The organism is Proteiniphilum sp. UBA1028, assembly GCF_002316955.1.
GTDB lineage: Bacteria > Bacteroidota > Bacteroidia > Bacteroidales > Dysgonomonadaceae > Proteiniphilum.
In genome coordinates, this window is sequence record NZ_DCEN01000041.1 from 49,556 (window position 1) to 66,725 (window position 17,170).

At 50.9% G+C, this 17,170-nt stretch carries 13 protein-coding genes; 7 read left to right on the forward strand and 6 right to left on the reverse strand.

Features of this window, described 5'->3' with window-relative positions; translation table 11 throughout:
- A partial coding sequence (locus B3Z75_RS07135) for a DUF4270 domain-containing protein (protein ID WP_294069192.1) occupies positions 1–1,256 on the reverse strand: 1,256 nt, incomplete at its 3' end.
- Between the two features lie 142 nt (positions 1,257–1,398).
- Complete coding sequence (locus B3Z75_RS07140; protein WP_294069195.1) at positions 1,399–2,217, reverse strand: glycogen/starch synthase; 819 nt, start codon at positions 2,215–2,217, stop codon at positions 1,399–1,401.
- 199 nt (positions 2,218–2,416) lie between these two features.
- Between B3Z75_RS07140 and panC the strand changes: the two genes are divergently transcribed.
- The 5 genes from panC to ligA all read left to right on the forward strand — a co-directional run bounded on the left by panC (position 2,417) and on the right by ligA (position 8,144).
- Positions 2,417–3,259 (forward strand): pantoate--beta-alanine ligase, encoded by an 843-nt coding sequence (gene panC, locus B3Z75_RS07145; protein ID WP_294069198.1) that lies wholly within the window; start codon positions 2,417–2,419, stop codon positions 3,257–3,259.
- A gap of 4 nt (positions 3,260–3,263) precedes the next feature.
- Positions 3,264–3,614: an aspartate 1-decarboxylase gene (gene panD / locus B3Z75_RS07150; RefSeq protein WP_294069201.1), complete on the forward strand. Its 351-nt coding sequence runs from the start codon at positions 3,264–3,266 to the stop codon at positions 3,612–3,614.
- A 66-nt stretch (positions 3,615–3,680) separates the two neighbouring features.
- Positions 3,681–5,003 carry an MATE family efflux transporter gene (locus B3Z75_RS07155; RefSeq protein ID WP_294069204.1) on the forward strand — a complete coding sequence of 441 codons (1,323 nt, stop codon included), beginning with the start codon at positions 3,681–3,683 and terminating at the stop codon, positions 5,001–5,003.
- Between the two features lie 42 nt (positions 5,004–5,045).
- The gene (locus B3Z75_RS07160; RefSeq protein WP_294069206.1) at positions 5,046–6,113 is read left to right on the forward strand and encodes a hypothetical protein; all 1,068 of its coding nucleotides are present in this window, start codon (positions 5,046–5,048) and stop codon (positions 6,111–6,113) included.
- 30 nt (positions 6,114–6,143) lie between these two features.
- Entirely contained in the window at positions 6,144–8,144 is a 2,001-nt protein-coding gene (ligA, locus tag B3Z75_RS07165; protein WP_294069209.1) for an NAD-dependent DNA ligase LigA, read from the forward strand.
- 76 nt (positions 8,145–8,220) lie between these two features.
- Here the strand turns inward: ligA and B3Z75_RS07170 are convergent, their stop codons facing one another.
- Complete coding sequence (locus B3Z75_RS07170) at positions 8,221–10,083, reverse strand: SLC13 family permease (RefSeq protein WP_294069280.1); 1,863 nt, start codon at positions 10,081–10,083, stop codon at positions 8,221–8,223.
- Between the two features lie 87 nt (positions 10,084–10,170).
- On the reverse strand, positions 10,171–11,061 hold the full coding sequence (locus B3Z75_RS07175; RefSeq protein ID WP_294069212.1) for a hypothetical protein: 891 nt from the start codon (positions 11,059–11,061) through the stop codon (positions 10,171–10,173).
- Positions 11,062–11,338: 277 nt separating this feature from the next.
- Between B3Z75_RS07175 and B3Z75_RS07180 the strand changes: the two genes are divergently transcribed.
- Complete coding sequence (locus tag B3Z75_RS07180; RefSeq protein ID WP_294069215.1) at positions 11,339–11,884, forward strand: DUF4488 domain-containing protein; 546 nt, start codon at positions 11,339–11,341, stop codon at positions 11,882–11,884.
- A 73-nt stretch (positions 11,885–11,957) separates the two neighbouring features.
- On the opposite strand, the gene B3Z75_RS07185 is transcribed toward B3Z75_RS07180, so the two are convergent.
- Together B3Z75_RS07185 and B3Z75_RS07190 are read right to left on the reverse strand one after the other, a co-directional pair.
- Positions 11,958–13,256 (reverse strand): O-acetylhomoserine aminocarboxypropyltransferase/cysteine synthase family protein, encoded by a 1,299-nt coding sequence (locus tag B3Z75_RS07185; protein WP_294069218.1) that lies wholly within the window; start codon positions 13,254–13,256, stop codon positions 11,958–11,960.
- An 85-nt stretch (positions 13,257–13,341) separates the two neighbouring features.
- On the reverse strand, positions 13,342–14,547 hold the full coding sequence (locus B3Z75_RS07190; RefSeq protein ID WP_294069221.1) for an ROK family transcriptional regulator: 1,206 nt from the start codon (positions 14,545–14,547) through the stop codon (positions 13,342–13,344).
- A gap of 336 nt (positions 14,548–14,883) precedes the next feature.
- On the opposite strand from B3Z75_RS07190, the gene B3Z75_RS07195 reads away from it, so the two are divergent.
- Positions 14,884–17,085, forward strand: coding sequence for a sodium-translocating pyrophosphatase (locus B3Z75_RS07195; RefSeq protein ID WP_294069224.1), 2,202 nt, complete (start codon positions 14,884–14,886; stop codon positions 17,083–17,085).
- Positions 17,086–17,170: the final 85 nt, after the last annotated feature.

The following is a 17,170-nucleotide window of genomic DNA, read 5'->3' on the forward strand; positions in this document are numbered from 1 at the left end:
GTGTAGGTTGCATCCACAGGAATCAGGTAGTAGACCAAATTGAAGGCTGCGCCGCCATGCTTTTGGTTGTAATGGTTGATCATCGTGGAGATGTTGTTGAACCTGTAGGAGTAGGAGGTGGCGTCAAACTTTGCCGACAGGAAGCTGGTCATGTTGTCGGGCAGTTTGCGTTGTTCAAAAAAGCCGTTCAGAGAGTCTTTGTTTACCAGCAGCAGATAGTCGGGCGGGCTGATCTTCACCATTGGGTTTTCAGAGGCCTCCGGCATCGCGTACACGGTGAAGTTAGCCAGGTTCAGGGCCTGTGATTTAATTTTGTCGTGTATTTCCGAAAACGGGAACGTGATTTCTGTGTTTACCCCCGCGGGGCTTTTTACATACGCATGTGCATCGCTTGTGCCCAGTAGCTTGCTGTTGTCGTTTTGGATGTAATTGAGCTGGGTAACCTCCGGGGTAATGTTCAATCGCATCATATCGGTGCGGATGGTGTCCTGTTTCGTGGAGGACCCCTTTTTATCGAGATAATGATAATGCACGTAGAGTGACGTTATGTTCACGTTGAGAACGGTGCTGTTGCCAAAGGTGGTGGCAAAATACAATCCGCGGAAGAACTCTCTGAACGTGTCGGCATTCACCATTTTTCCGTGACCCGGCTTCCTGTATTCGGTAAGAAATCGTTCGCCCAGCGAATCGGGCAGTCTCACAATAATGTCGTACACATTGTACGTCGTGGTGGTGTAACCGGAGGAATACGTTTCTGTCCGGTAGGTTGAGTTCTTGCCCGTGAAGACCTGTGATCCCAGGGGGGCCGACAGGTCGGCGTATGTTGCCGGATCAACATGTGAATAGTTGTCCAGCCCCTTCAGCGATTTGTTCACTTCGTATACCGAAAGTTCCATGGGTGCAAGCGAGTCGCCCATCATTTTTGTGTAGGAGACAATAACACGTACCGAGTCGATCTCGGCACCCTCCTTGAATTCGGTACCTTCGGGCAAATAAAATTCGCCGATATAGGATGATTTGACGGTGCCGAAAACAGGATCCGTATATTCGCCCAGGACCGGGTATTTTGTTTTACTGAAAACAGAATCCACTTCTACAGTGCGCGCCTGTAAATCAAGTGTGTCCACTCCCAGGTTGAGTCGGTCCTTGCCGGGTTGGATGGTGAACCCTACCTGGTCGAGTGTGTCGTTACACGAGAGGGTGAGTATCGCTGCAAAGGTTAGTAAAAGCCCTTTTATGATGAATTTGCGCTTCATTCGTTGCAAAAAGTTAGTTTTGACCCGCAAATATCCTAAAAAAAACATTCAAATAAAAGATGTTGAAATGCTTTCTTTTCATTTTTAATGATATTTGGGTTTAGGGGAGTAAAAAAGCGAATTGTTGCCTGCGTCAAACCACTCATGCATCAATTTTGTTGTAAAAGGCATCGATGGCCTCCGTGCTTTTGTCGAAATCGGCTTCATAAGGCAGAAACTCCACTTTTTGCTCCTGCACGTACTTCGCCACATCGGGGTGTACCTGGTTGCTTCCCTGGATGATGCCGTCGGAATAATCCACCGCCAGCTTCATCAGGTTCACGTAATCCATGGTGCCTCTTCTTTTCACCTTCTCAATCTCCGGGTCGCCGATGCCGTCGAAGCGAAGTTTCTCGGCCGTATCGAGATTGAACGGTTTTTGAAATGTTTCGTCGTAGAGCGAGTAAACCACTTTGGCATTTTTGAAGCAGGGGTCATCGGCATATCCTCTCTTGATGTACAGCGGTGCCAATGCAGTGAACCATCCGTGACAATGGATGATATCGGGTACCCAGCGCAGTTTTTTGATGGTTTCCATCACGCCGCGTATAAAGAAGATGCTGCGTTCGTCGTTGTCGTCGTACTCCTCTCCGTTCTTATCGACCAGCGTTTCCCTGTTCTGGAAAAAGTCTTCGTTGTCAATAAAATAGACCTGCATCCTTGCCGCCTGAATGGAGGCAACCTTGATGATCAGCGAATGGTCGGAATCATCAATGATGAGGTTCATCCCCGAGAGACGAATCACTTCATGCAGTTGGTTACGGCGTTCGTTGATGTTGCCGTACTTGGGCATGAAAGCGCGTATTTCCTTCCCTTTTTCCTGAATGGCCTGGGGTAAATAACGCGATGTATTCGAAATAGGGGTTTCGTCGAGATAAGGATAGATCTCCTGGGAGATATACAAAATTTTTTTCTGAGACATGAAGCTAATTATCTTAAGTTGAGTACAAAGATAATAAAAAAAATCCGGATAACTACAAAATAAAATCGGACCTATTTTCTAAGATGCTGATAGACAGTGTTGATGTCCGTCATAGTACGCGGTTATTATACGTGAAATAATGCAAATTGGTTTCTCTATGTGGTAAATATTTTGTTGCTTTGCAGTTTAAAACAGACAAATGGAAATCATACGTACCGTATCCCAGCTGGAAGAGGTGCTCCAGGGGGGTCGCAGGAAAGGCAAAACAATTGGATTTGTTCCCACCATGGGTGCGCTGCACGAAGGGCATGCTACCCTGGTGAAGTTGTGTGCCTCGGAAAACGATGTTTGTGTGGTAAGCCTTTTTGTGAATCCCACCCAATTTAACAACAAAGAGGATTTGCGGCGCTACCCGCGTACCCTGGATGAGGATTGCCGGCTTCTGGAGCTAATTGGTGCCGATGTGGTGTTTGCGCCTTCCGAGGAGGAGATGTACCCGCAGCCGGATACCCGGATTTTCGATTTTGGCTTGCTCGATAAGGTGATGGAAGGGCGGTATCGGCCGGGTCATTTCAACGGTGTTGCCCAGGTGGTGAGCAAGCTGTTTGCGATGGTGGAGCCCGACAGGGCCTACTTTGGGGAGAAGGATTTTCAACAGCTGGCCATTGTCCGTGCCATGGTAGATCAGCTGCAGATGCCCGTGCAGATTGTGGGTGTCCCCATTGTAAGGGAGCCTGGCGGGCTGGCATTGAGCAGTCGCAACCGCCTCTTAACGGAGCAGCAAAAAGCGGATGCTGCACATATTTACCGTGTTCTGCGCGAGAGTACACAGAGGATTGAAATTGCCTCGCCCGATAAGCTCACCGACTGGGTGATTGATCAAATTAACGGAGTGCCGTCTTTGCGTGTGGAGTATTTCGAGATCGTGGATGGCGACTCCCTGCAGCTTGTTGCTTCCTGGGATGATTCCGGATATGCATTAGGCTGCATCGCTGTTTTTTGCGGCGATGTGCGTTTAATAGATAATATCAGATACAAATAATTTTATGTGGGTAGAAACATTGAAATCGAAGATACACAGGGCCTCGGTGACCGATGCCAACCTGGATTACGAAGGCAGCATCACGATTGATGAAGACCTGATTGATGCAGCCAATATGTTCGTGCACGAGAAGGTGGCGGTGGTAAACAATAATAACGGCGAGCGTTTTGAGACCTATATCATCCGCGGCGAACGCGGTTCCGGCACCATCTGCCTGAACGGTGCTGCGGCACGGAAAGTACAAAAGGGAGATGTGGTCATCATCATGAGCTACGCCATGCTCCCGCTGGAAGAAGCCAGGGTGTTCGAACCGACGGTCATTCACCTCGACGAGAAAACCAATCGCATTAAATAACAGGCAAATAACCATATTTTTAAACCGTCGGCTGTCTCATACACCGGCGGTTTGTTGCGCAAAGAAGTGTATTCAAACAGGCACATCGTTAAAATAAGTACGCCCATCCTGTTGAGCCTGCTGGCTCAAAATATGATACAGGTAATCGACACCGCTTTTCTTGGCCGCGTGGGAGAAGTGGAGCTGGGGGCGTCGGCCTTGGCGGGAGTTCTCTATATAGCATTGTTTACATTGGGTTTTGGCTTCAGCATGGGTAGCCAGATTCTGATCGGGCGGCGAAATGGCGAAGGAAACTACAACCAGATAGGCGAGATTGTGATTCAGGGATCCATCTTCCTGCTTATTCCTGCTTTGCTGCTTATTCCGCTGCTGCGCTACGGCGCCGGGGCCTGGCTGCCATCTTTGTTTGAGTCGGCTGATGTGGCCGGTGCCGTGACGGAATATCTGGAATGGCGGGTGTTTGGTCTTGTCTTCGCGTTTGTGAACGTAATGTTTCGTGCGTTTTACATCGGCATCGCCCGTACAAAGGTGCTCACCGTGAATGCGGTCGTGATGGGACTGGTGAATGTGGTGTTCGACTACGGGCTTATTTTCGGCAACCTGGGCATGCCCGAGATGGGCATTGCCGGCGCAGCCATCGCTTCGGTGATTGCCGAGTTTTCCTCTACGCTCTTCTTCATTGTGCATACCCGCAAGACAGTCGATCTCGAAAAATACGGCTTCACGAAGATCCGTTTCCAGTGGCACGTCGTCAAAAAAGTGCTCGATATTTCCATCTTTATGATGGTGCAGTATCTCTTTTCCATCGGTACCTGGATGCTCTTTTTCGTGTTCATTGAAAATTATATGGGCGAGCGTTCACTGGCAGTGACTAACATTGTGCGCAGCTTCTATACGATCTTCACCATCCCGTCCAACGCCATAGGCTCTACCACAGGCACTATGGTGAGCAACACCATCGGGGCGGGCAGGAGCAACGAAGTGGCCGGCCTGATCAAGCGGCTCTCGATGATCAGCGTGGGGGTGATGCTTGCGGTAATTGCCGTTGTCCTTGTCTTTCCTCGCGCCATGATTCACGTTTATACCGACGACCCCTCCCTGATACAGGATACCGTCTTGCCACTGTACGTGCTGATCTCCTCCCTGCCTATTTACAGCCTGGGGACCGTATTGTTCAATGCTGTGTCGGGATCGGGCAATACGCGTACCGCCCTTAAGTTCGAAATTTTTACGCTGCTCTTTTACGTTTCCTACATGTGGTTTATCATCATTCACCTGCGGGCATCGGTGGCAGCAGCATGGACCACCGAGCATGTTTACTGGTCTTTCCTGTCTCTCCTTTCGTTTTTTTATTTGCGAAGCGGCAAGTGGAAAGACCGGAAGATTTAGGGAATTTTGATGTATCTTTACCCCCTTAAAAGAGGTTTCAATATGCAACGCAAAATCATTTACCTGCTGGCTGTCGTCAGCTCGGTTGTCTCTCTGCACGCGCAGGAGTACCGATGGAAAGTTGGTGTAGACTATTTTTTCGACAATCAGGAGTATGAGAAATCGTCGTTCATTGATCCCCAAACGATGAACGGCATCTGGTTGAACCCGCTGGCAGGCATCTCGTGGGATTCAACGCACACCCTCTATGGCGGCGTGAACCTGCTCAAGATTCCCGGCATAAAAGAGGCCGTTAACAAGGTGGATGTCACCCTTTACTATCAGTACGAAACACCCAGGGTGTTGTTCCGCGCAGGTGCCTTCCCGCGCACAGAGGCGCTGCCCAATTATTCCGACTTCTTCTTCAAAGATTCCGTGAACCATTTTATGCCGCTGATGCAGGGCATTTTCTGGCAGATAGGGAAGGAGCGAAACTTTTTCAATGCCTGGATGGACTGGACCGGCTATGCGACAGCGGTGGACAGGGAAAGCTTTTATCTCGGCTTTTCCGGCAAACTCTCCAGAGGAATCTTCTTCGGCGACTTTCAGTCCTATCTGTTTCACTACGCAGGCACCTACCCCGGCAACCCCGCCTATGGTGTGAGCGAGCAGATGCAGGGAATGGCTTCGCTGGGGCTGGAGTACCACGCCCGGAACAGCTTCAGGGGGTTGGTGTCGGCCGGCGTTTTTGCGGGGTTGGAGCGGGATCGCAAGGCCGGTGAAAGCGATAAGCCTGTCGGTTTCACCGCAAGGGTAGATCTGGAATACTGGGGTATCGGTACCCGGAACACCTTTTATGCGGGTGATGCCAGAATGCATTTTTTTCATACTTACGGAGGAGATTTATACTGGGGTACTCAGTTTCTGCAGGGCAGGTCGTACCTGCAGAGTAAATGGTATATCCGGCTGCTGGACTCAGAGCGGGCCTCGGTGCGACTGAACGCCAACCTTCATTTCTCGGAAGGAAAAATGCTCTTTCAGCAAACGTTGTCCGTATCTGCCTCGATCGATAACTTCGGGATGCCGGAAAAGCATAGCGTGCGATATCCCTGGAAGAGAATCTTTCGGTAATCATTATTCTTGTCTCTTGTTTTTTATCCTATGGAAGCAATCAAACAACAAATAGAGTCGCTGCGCCGTCAGCTTCACGAACATAATTACAACTACTACGTATTGTCGCAGCCCGTTATTCCGGATGTGGAGTTCGATCGGCTCATGCGGCAACTTATTGAGCTGGAAGCCGAGCATCCCGAATGGTACGATCCCAACTCACCCACCATGCGGGTAGGGAGCGATATCAATAAGAACTTCACCCAGGTGAAGCACCTTTACCCCATGCTTTCCCTGCAAAACACCTACTCGGAAGGGGAAGTTATCGATTTTTACAACCGTGTAAAAAGGGCGCTGAACGAGGAGTTTGCGATTGTGTGCGAGCTGAAGTACGACGGGACCTCCATCTCGCTCCACTATGAAGAGGGGCGGCTGGTCCGTGCCGTGACGCGGGGTGACGGCAAAAAGGGAGACGATGTGACCGACAACGTGCGTACCATCCGGAATGTACCGCTGATCCTGAAAGGAGATGATGTGCCTCCCTATGTGGAGCTGCGGGGCGAGATCCTGATGCCGTGGAGCTCGTTCGATGCCCTCAACAAGGAACGTGCAGAGCAGGAGGAGCCGCTCTTTGCCAACCCGCGCAACGCGGCGTCGGGCACGCTGAAGCTGCAGGACTCGCGCATCGTCGCATCCCGCAAGCTGGAGTCGTACATCTACAACATGCTGGGAGATGCGTTGCCCACCGACAGCCATTACGAGAATATGCAGCTTGCCCGCAAATGGGGGTTGAACGTTTCCCGGTCCACGAAGAAGTGCCAAAGCCTGGAAGAGATCTTTGCGTTTCTCAGGCAGTGGGACGTGGAACGCAAAAGCCTTCCTGTGACTACCGACGGGGTGGTGCTGAAGGTGGATTCTCTTCTTCAGCAGCGCAACCTGGGGGCCACCTCCAAGTTTCCCCGCTGGTCCATTGCCTTCAAGTTCAATGCGGAGCAAGCCGTTACGCGGCTTGAGTCGGTCACCTGGCAGGTGGGGCGGACCGGTGCGGTGACGCCCGTAGCGAACCTTGATCCGGTGTTGCTGTCGGGCACCACCGTGAAGCGGGCATCACTCTATAACGAAGATGCCATCAACGCCCTCGATTTGCATATTGGCGATATGGTTTTTGTGGAGAAGGGCGGGGAGATCATCCCCAAAATTACCGGTGTGGATAAGGAGGCGCGCTTTCTGCTGGGCGACAAGGTGACGTTTGTCCGTCATTGTCCGGATTGCAACACCCCGCTGGTGCGCAATGAGGATGAGGCTGTGCATTACTGTCCCAACTCCGAAGAATGCCCTCCCCAGATCAAAGGGCGCATCGAACATTTTGTCACCCGCAAGGGCATGGACATCACCATTGGCCCCGAAACCATTGCCTTGCTCTTTGAAAAGGGGCTGATTCACGATGCTGCCGACTTGTATACGTTGCGTTTTGAAGATATTGTTCACCTGGAGCGGTGGGCAGAGACCAGTGCCCGCAACCTGCTGGCAAGCATCGAGAAATCGAAGTCGGTCCCCTACGAGCGGGTGCTCTTTGCCCTGGGAATCCGTTTCGTGGGAGAAACCGTGGCACAAAAGCTGGCGCATGCCTTTCCCAATATCGATGCCCTTGCAGCGGCAACACCCGAGCAGCTGATGTCGGTAGAGGAGATTGGCGACCGCATTGCGCAGAGCGTGACGGAGTTCTTTTCAAAACCAAAATTTGTTGATTTTGTGGATCGTCTCCGCCGGAATGGCTTGCAGTTTGCCGTGAACGAGGAGGCGCTGGCAGGAAGGACCGACAAGTTAAAAGGGCTGTCCATTGTCATCAGTGGCACATTTGCCCTGCATTCCCGCGACGAGTATAAGGCGATGATTCTGCAGAACGGAGGGAAGAACAGCGGGTCGGTATCCGGGAGCACCGATTATATCCTTGCCGGAGAAAATATGGGCCCGGCAAAGCTGGAGAAAGCCCGTAAACTGGGTGTGAAGATCATCGACGAACAGGCATTTCTGGAGATGATCGGTTCGTAAACGGCACTATTCCCGGCTTTCAGGCCGCAGCGCATCTCTTCCGAATCCGATCCTTGCACAGCCGGGAATTCCTCCCTTAAAAGGGAAACAACAGCGGCAGCACCACAATCATGACTGCACCGATAACGATTTGCAGCGGGAGTCCTACCTTCACGTAGTCGCCAAATTTATAACGGCCGGCCGATATGACCAACGCGTTGGGTGGCGTGGAAAAAGGACTGGCAAAGCACATGCTGGCGGCTATTGCTACAGAAAAGAGAAAAGGGTAGGGGCTCACATCAATGGCCAGGGCTGCTTGTAACGCGATGGGGGCAAACAGCACGGCCGTAGCCGTATTGCTGATGAAGAACGTCAGGATGGAGGTAGCCACGTAGATGCCGGCCATCACTGCCAGCGGCCCGTAACTGCTCAATCCACCTACAATGCCGTCCGCTATCAGCGTGGATGCACCCGATTTCTCCATGGCAATTCCCAGTGAAAACATCCCGGCAAAGAGGAACGTGCTCTCCCAGTTAATCGTCTTATAAGCAGCCTCCGCGTTGCGGAAACAGCCCAGGATAATCATCAGCAGGGCGGCTACCATGGCAGAGACTACCGTCGGCACCAGATTAAACACCATGGAGAGGACCATCAGGATCATGATGGCAGCGGCCGTAGGTGCCTTGTGGTTGCGCGGTACCTTTAGTGCATTTTCCATGGGTTGTCCGGCAACAACCCATTCCGAAGTCTCCTGCGTCAGTTTTTCAATGTCGCTCCACCTGCCCTGCACGAGCAGCAGGTCTCCCGACTGCATTTTCTCGTCTTTTACATCCTGGAGGATGTAGCCGTCTTTACGGCGCAAACCGAGAATGTTCACGTGGTAGAGCTGGCGGAAGTTGGATTCTTTTACCCGCTTGTTGATCAGGCTGGAACCCGACATCAGCACCACCTCCGCGATACCGGTCTCCTTGAACTCCATGCCTCCCGCCTGGGAAACCGACACGGGATTTTTGCCCATTTCCGTTTTATGGGTATCGAGCATCGTCAGGTCGTTATCCCGGGTAAAGGCGATGACATCGTCGAAGTTTCCCAGCACGTACAAAAGATCGTTCTCCTTCAGGGTTGTTGAGGGGCCGGCCAGGCTCATGTCCACAGTCTTGTGAAAACGTTTCCGCGACTGCACTCTCCGGATCTCAAGAATGCTCACATTGTAGGTGCCGGGAATGTTCAGTTCCTGAAGCGGTTTATGAAGGAGCGGAGATGTACTGCCGATGGTGGCCCGGTAGAGGTTGTCGGCCAGCTGATATTCGGAGGCCAGCTGATTGAGCGATTTGGATTTCTTTGCGGCTGATTTGTCTTTGTCCTTGCCGGTGACGAGCAGCTTGCTCAAGGGCCACAGCAGCAGGGTGCCTATTGTCAGCGTGATGGCGCCGATGGGCAGGAAGGAGAAGAAAGGGAGTTCCTTGAACCCCCCGCTTGCCAGCATGTTGTTGATGATCAGGTTGGGTGGGGTGCTGATGAGGGTGAATATTCCCAGGCTGCTGGCAAAAGCCATCGGCATCAGGTAACGCCGTACATCGGTTTTAGCTTCCGAGGCCATGCTCATAATGATGGGAAGCATGAGGGCCACCGTGCCGGTATTGCTGATCAGTGCGCCAATACCACCGGTTACCAGCATCACCAGGACAAAGAGCTTGAGTTCGCTTTTACCGGCTAGCTTCAGAATCCGGGTGCTGATCATCTTGGCAAGGCCGGTCTGGAAGATCCCTCCGCCCACAATAAACAGGGAGACTATCATGATCACCACCGGGTTGGAAAATCCCGACAACCCCTCTGCGGGAGTCAGTATGCCCGTCACGATCAACAGTACGACCACCGACAGGGCTACAATGTCGGATCGTACTTTTCCCCATACGAAGAAAAATACGGCCAACAGAATAATTACAAAAACAAGGAGAATATTTATATCCATAAGTGAGCTAGAGCAAAGATACAAAAAAAGGACCAATCCTGACAATTAAAATGACACGGGCGCAGTCACTGTGCGCTATTCCTGCATCGTGAAGCTGTGCGTTCCAATGTGGTACCCGTCGGCAAAGATGTCCGCTTTGTACGTGCCCGGCATCAGGAACTCCTCAATGTCCCAGTACATGGTGACGGGGATCTCTTCACCGCCATATTCCACAATGCGTTTCATCGAATACCGGATCTCTCTGTTTTCGTAAGGGAAGGTATGGGATGCACTTTTGGAGAGTACACCTCCGTCGGGTGTCATGAGGCGGACAAATATCTCCCGCTCACCCGGTTCGGTGGTGATGTTGCGGGCAATGGTGAAGGAGACCACAAACTGGGTGCTTCTGCTCAGTCGGGATTGCTCGCGACCTCTGTCGTTCACCGCTTTAGCTCCTATGTTGGTGGCTACCAGCTGTGCCGCCAACGATACTTTTTCCGAGAGCGCGGCCTTTTCCTGCGATACCTGATTGAGGGTTTGGCTTGTTTCTCTGTACTGTCGCGTGATCTGCCGGTTTTCGGCCCGCAGCTCTTCGTTGAGCCTGTTCAGCGAATCAATCTGCTGAATGTAGGAGCGAAGAATCTTCCGCAACGTAGCCAGTTCGCCCTTCAGACGCTTAATCTCCGCCTGATCGGTTGCCTTGGTCATGCGCAGCTCTTCCTGTAAACGGAGTACCTTTGCCTGTTCGTTCTCAAGCTTGAAGAGGAGAGAATCGTTTTGTACACTGAATTTGAACCCTTCGTATTGCAGGGATATCGCTTCATACTCATCTTGTAGATCCTGTTTGTCAACCGTAAACTGTTCCTGCATCTCTTCTATTTGTGCGTTCCTGGACAGAAGGAAACCGATGACGATGGCCAAAATTACTGTGAGTACGCCAATCACGGCTATCAGCTGAGGTGTCCGCTCCTTAAAGTTTATTTTCATCTAAGTGCTTATTTTTCAATCGACGGCAAAAATAGAGGTTTTCGACCTAAAACCCAATCATTGGCTGTTCTTTTTCGGAATTTTAAGATTAGCCCGGACTTGTTTTATTGATGGCCGGGAGTGTAATGAGTTAAGCGTAAGATAATCAGTGTTTCTATCGATGTTTGCGATGATATAAAAAATATTTTTAAAAAAACAGGAATTATTCAACGAAATTCCTGAAAAAGTGTTATACTTGTAGTGCGTATCAAGGAGCAAAATTGCTAAATTTAATCATATGAAGACAACAACGGCTTATCTCATGTTCATCGGCATCATTGCTTTTTTTGCCGGTTGCGCTTCTTCTCAGCGGGTATCGGAAAATGACGAGGCTGTAGAACGAATTATTGGATTGTGGGAGGTGAAGGCGATTCATAATAGCGATGAATCGGGTTACAAGGTAATCCCGTCGGGGATGTTTAAGATGATTTTTCCGGATGGTAAATTTATGAATTTCATGTCTACGGAAAAGGGAGCCATCATCACAGTGGATGGAACGTATAGGCTGAGCGGTGATCTCTACACCGAGGAGATCGTGAATTCGTTCAATAAAAGTCAGAAAGGAAAGGATAATCCTCTTAATATCAAGATGACACACCGTAATTTTATGTACTTGCGCTGGTTTCAGCCCATCGACGAATTTGGGGTTGCGCAGAACAGATGGATAGAAGAGATCTGGCAACGGGTGCGTATTGAAGATCTTGAAGTGAGTAACGTGGATCTGCGACAGGAGCTAAGGCAGTTGCTGGATAACGAGGAGGTAATCAAGAATGTCGTGAAATAGATTCGGAAAGCAAAAAAGAGACGATCTTCTCACGATCGTCTCTTTTTTTAGTGGACTACAAGTGGGTTGCAGTTTACAATCGTTGCAACGCTTCTTCCAGGTCGGCTTTAATGTCTTCTATGTGTTCAATGCCGAGCGACACCCGTAACAGGTTGGGATATACTCCGGCAGCAATTTGTGCCTCAGCCGGCAGCTGTTGGTGGGTGGTGCTTGCGGGGTGAATAATCAGCGTTTTGGCATCGCCCACGTTCGCCAGGTGGCTGATCATGGAGAGGTTGTCGATGATCTTGGCCGTCTGCGTCACGTCGCCCTTCACAAAGAAGGAGAGTACCCCGCCAAACCCGTTGTTCTTCAGGTATTTTTTAGCCAGGGCGTGATATTTGTTTCCTTCCAGTCCGGGATAGTTTACTTTTTCCACCTTCGGATGTTTTTCCAGCCAGCGTGCCAGCTCCAGTGCATTGGCATTGGTGCGTTCGGCACGTAGCGACAGTGTTTCCAGTCCCAGCAGGAGCAGGAATGAGTTGAACGGGCTGTTCACGGGCCCCAGGTCGCGCAATCCTTCCACGCGGCAGCGGATGGAGTAGGCGATGTTCCCGAAGGGTGACTTGTCGCCGAATGTTTCCCAGAAATTAAGACCGTGATATCCCTCCGACGGTTCGCTGAACATCGGGTATTTTCCGTTTCCCCAGTTGAAGTTTCCCCCGTCAATGATGACGCCGCCCATGGACGTGCCGTGTCCGCCAATCCATTTTGTGGCAGAGTGCAGCACCACGCTGGCTCCCCATTCAATCGGGTTAAAGAGGTATCCTCCCTGTCCGAATGTATTGTCCACAATCACCGGAATGTCATGCTTCCTTGCCATTTCTGCAATGGCTTCAAAATCGGGGATATTATACTCCGGATTGCCTATTGTTTCCAGGTAAATGGCTTTGGTCTTTCCGTCAATCAGTGAAGCAATGCTCTCCACGCTGTCCCCCTCAGCGAAACGTACTTCAATGCCCATGCGGGCGAAGGCTACCTTGAACTGGTTGTACGTACCCCCGTACAAGAAGGAGGTGGAGACAATGTTATCCCCTGCGGCAGCGAGGTTATGAATGGCGATAAACTGAGCTGCCATGCCCGATGAGGTTGCCACGGCGGCAACGCCCCCTTCCAGGGCGGCCATCCGCTTTTCAAACACGTCGGTGGTCGGGTTTTGTAATCGGGTGTAGATGTTCCCGAACTCTTTCAATCCAAACAAATTGGCGCCATGTTCAGCGCTCTTGAATGTATAAGCTGTGGTCTGATAAATAGGAACCGCTCTCGACCCGGTTACCGGGTCGGGTTCCTGTCCTGCATGTACTTGCAGTGTTTCAAAATGTTTTTTTCTCATAGATCCCTAAATTAGTATCTCGCAAAAGTAGGGAAAAAATGAAAGAAATGGTATAGATTGAGGTGAATAAGTGATAAATTAACACTTACTCGCTGAAGAGGCGGCTTCTGGCAATCATGCATGCGCCAACAATGCCGGCCTTGTTTTTCAGTTTAGAGGCCACAATCTGGGTATCTTTGTTGACCAGGTTGAGGGAATATTTCTTCACGGAGCTGCGGATGGGAAGCATGATAAATCCATCTGTATTGGCTACCTGTCCGCCTATGACGACCAGTTCGGGGTTGAAAATATTGATGAGTCCTGCAATATATTTTCCCAATTTATAGCCCACTTCTTCCACAATTTCAATGCAAAGCGGATCTTCCATGTTGGTGGCTTTGATGATGTCGGTGAGGGTCAGTTTGTCTATGTCTTTCACCATTTCGGTGAGGATGGTGCTCTCGCCGTTGGCCACCCGTTCAAGGATCATCCGGTGGATGGCCACACCGGAGGCTTCCGTTTCGAGGCATCCTTTTTTGCCGCAATGGCAAATGATTTCGTTTTCAAAGATAGGGAAGTGGCCAAATTCACCCGAGAATCCCGATTTTCCGTAATAGGGTTTTCCGTCGATGATGATCCCGATGCCGAGTCCCCAGGAGATGTTGACAAAGATTACGTTCTGTTCCCCTTCCACCACGCCCTTCATGTATTCGCCGTAGGCCATGGCGCGTGTGTCGTTGTCGATCCCCACATTGAAATTTAATTTCTTGGTCAGTATTTCGCTGATAGGATGTTCGCTGAAATAAAAGCTGCTGTAGCTGTATCCCGATTCGGGGTTCACGCGACCCGATATGTTGAGGTTGATGTTGAAGATCTTTTGCTTCAGGCTCCCCATCTTATCGATAAAATTTTGGATGTGGTTGCAAAGCAGGTCGAACGACTCCGTCGTATTTTCGTAAGTATAGGATATTCCCATCTGGTTGTCAATGATGTTGCCGGTAAAGTCCATCAGGGCGATATTGAGGTGATGGCGGCTCATGTCTACCCCTACAAAATAGGCAGATGAGGGTTTTAGCCCGTACAGGCTCGGGTGCCTGCCGCCGGGGGTATGTATCTTGCCAAATTCGTCAATCAACCCCTGGTCGGTAAGTTCGGCAATAAACTTGGTGACAGTAGGAACGCTCAAGTCAAGTCCTTTTGCAAGTTCGGCAATCGTATCGTTTCCCGATGTAATGAAATGGGTAATGATGTCCTTTTTTATTTGTATATTTTTCGGACTTTTGTCGCTTTTGAAGAAGAAATTTTTCACCATGATTTTCTTAAACTTAGTAAATGAACATAGATTTCGTTAATACCTGTGCTCCAGTTGTAGAGATTGGCCAAAGAGGGTTTGTTCCGGTTCCGATCTTAGCTTCATGTTTCTGAACTGTCTGATTACCGATTCATTATGAAGGGTATCAATCGACTTGCAAAATTACTAAAAATTTTGAATAATCAAAAGAAAATGAATAAGATCGTAAGCTTCTGTTTTTTTAAAATGATTATTTTATTTTTTTAAATCTTTTCCGCATCTTTGTGTTATGGAAAAAAGGGACAACCGGGTCTCTGTTTTTCCGATGCTTATTTTTAAACGATAAACGCAAACGCCGTGAAATACTTTTACCTTGTACCTGCTGCTTCCATTGCAGCATTGTTCTTTGCCTTTTATTTTTTTAAGAGGATGATGAAAGAGAGTGAAGGCACCGAGAAAATGAAAGCTATTGCCGGTTACGTCCGCGAGGGAGCCATGTCGTACCTCAGGCAGCAGTACAAAGTGGTCGCCATGGTTTTTTTAGTGCTCGCCTTCCTCTTTGCGGTGATGGCCTATTTCGGCCTGCAAAACAACTGGGTGCCGTTTGCCTTTCTCACCGGCGGTTTCTTCTCGGGACTGGCCGGTTTCTTCGGCATGAAGACAGCCACCTATGCCTCGGCGAGGACAACCAATGCGGTGCGCCGCTCCCTCAATAGCGGATTACAGATTGCTTTCCGCTCCGGCGCCGTGATGGGCCTGGTTGTGGTGGGGCTTGCCCTGCTCGATATTTCAACGTGGTATCTCATTCTTGATTTTTTTGTGGAAGATGCTGATGCGGGGCATAAGTTGATCATGATCACCACCACCATGCTGACCTTTGGCATGGGGGCATCCACCCAGGCGCTGTTTGCCCGTGTAGGAGGGGGCATCTACACGAAGGCGGCCGATGTGGGAGCCGACCTGGTTGGCAAGGTGGAGGCAGGCATCCCGGAGGACGATCCGCGCAATCCTGCAACCATTGCCGACAATGTTGGAGACAACGTGGGCGATGTGGCCGGCATGGGGGCCGACCTGTATGAGTCGTACTGCGGCTCCATCCTTTCTACAGCCGCACTGGGAGCTTCGGCATTTGTGCTTAACCCGTCGATGCAGCAGAACGCAGTGTTTGCGCCCATGATCATTGCTGCCATCGGTGTCTTTCTCTCCATACTGGGCATCTTTCTGGTGAGCACAAAAGAAGATGCTACCGTAAAACAGCTGATGAACTCACTCAACCGGGGCGTAAACGTGAGTGCGTTGCTCATTGCCGCATCCACGTTCGGCATTTTGTACCTGCTTGGGTTCAGTAACTGGGCAGGGCTGTCGTTCTCTGTCATTGCCGGCCTGCTGGCAGGCATTGTCATCGGTCAGGGTACCGAGTACTTTACGTCTCATTCTTATAAGCCCACGCGGGGCATTGCCAACAGTGCCCAAACAGGGCCGGCCACGGTGATCATCTCCGGCATGGGTACCGGCTTTGTCTCTACCGTGATCCCGGTGACCACCGTTGTTGCCGCCATCCTCCTCTCCTACCTGTCTGCCATCCGTTTCGACGTAGCCCATATGGTATCGGCCGAAAATCTGAGCATGGGGTTGTATGGCATTGCGATTGCCGCCGTGGGGATGCTCTCCACGCTGGGGATCACCCTGGCCACCGATGCGTATGGGCCTATTGCCGACAATGCCGGCGGAAATGCCGAGATGAGCGGGCTGGAGCCCGAGGTGAGAAGGCGGACCGACATGCTCGATTCGCTGGGAAACACAACCGCTGCCACGGGAAAAGGGTTTGCCATTGGCTCGGCCGCACTGACCGCATTGGCGCTGATGGCATCCTACATGGAAGAGATACGCATCGGCATGCTGCGGCTGGGCGATACGGTGCTTGAGTTTGCCAATGGAGAAACGGTGGAGGTTGCGAAGGCCAGTTTTGTGGACTTCATGGATTATTTTGAGGTTACCCTGATGAACCCCAAGGTGCTGGCTGGGATCTTTCTCGGCTCGATGATGGCTTTCCTCTTCTGCGGACTCACCATGAACGCCGTGGGCAGGGCGGCACAAAAGATGGTGGAGGAGGTACGCCGCCAGTTTCGGGAGATCGAGGGCATCCTGACGGGCGAGGCCACGCCCGACTATGCCCGGTGCGTGTCCATTTCAACCAAGGGGGCACAGCGGGAGATGCTGCTGCCCTCGCTGCTGGCCATCATTGTGCCGGTGGTCACGGGCCTGTTTATGGGCGTGCCGGGAGTGATGGGCCTGCTGGCGGGTGGCCTGGGTGCCGGCTTCGTATTGGCCGTTTTTATGGCCAACTCCGGCGGTGCATGGGATAACGCGAAGAAGTATATTGAGGAGGGGCACATGGGCGGCAAGGGCAGCGAAGCCCACAAGGCCACCGTAGTGGGCGACACCGTAGGCGATCCGTTCAAGGACACCTCCGGTCCCTCGTTGAATATCCTGATTAAGCTCATGAGCATGGTCTCCATCGTGATGGCAGGACTCACCGTAGCATGGAGCCTCCTGTAAATTGTTGCTTTTAGCGATTATTATCAATTTGAGTTGATTCGTTTTCGAGAACAATTTGTATATTTGACGTTCGAAAAAATCACCT

What these genes read in the sequence shown, in the direction of transcription:
- B3Z75_RS07140 (WP_294069195.1), bottom strand. Translation starts at nt 2,217, where the DNA reads ATGTCTCAGAAAAAAATTTTGTATATCTCCCAGGAGATCTATCCTTAT.
- panC (WP_294069198.1), top strand. Translation starts at nt 2,417, where the DNA reads ATGGAAATCATACGTACCGTATCCCAGCTGGAAGAGGTGCTCCAGGGG.
- panD (WP_294069201.1), top strand. Translation starts at nt 3,264, where the DNA reads ATGTGGGTAGAAACATTGAAATCGAAGATACACAGGGCCTCGGTGACC.
- B3Z75_RS07160 (WP_294069206.1), top strand. Translation starts at nt 5,046, where the DNA reads ATGCAACGCAAAATCATTTACCTGCTGGCTGTCGTCAGCTCGGTTGTC.
- ligA (WP_294069209.1), top strand. Translation starts at nt 6,144, where the DNA reads ATGGAAGCAATCAAACAACAAATAGAGTCGCTGCGCCGTCAGCTTCAC.
- B3Z75_RS07175 (WP_294069212.1), bottom strand. Translation starts at nt 11,061, where the DNA reads ATGAAAATAAACTTTAAGGAGCGGACACCTCAGCTGATAGCCGTGATT.
- B3Z75_RS07180 (WP_294069215.1), top strand. Translation starts at nt 11,339, where the DNA reads ATGAAGACAACAACGGCTTATCTCATGTTCATCGGCATCATTGCTTTT.
- B3Z75_RS07185 (WP_294069218.1), bottom strand. Translation starts at nt 13,256, where the DNA reads ATGAGAAAAAAACATTTTGAAACACTGCAAGTACATGCAGGACAGGAA.
- B3Z75_RS07190 (WP_294069221.1), bottom strand. Translation starts at nt 14,547, where the DNA reads ATGGTGAAAAATTTCTTCTTCAAAAGCGACAAAAGTCCGAAAAATATA.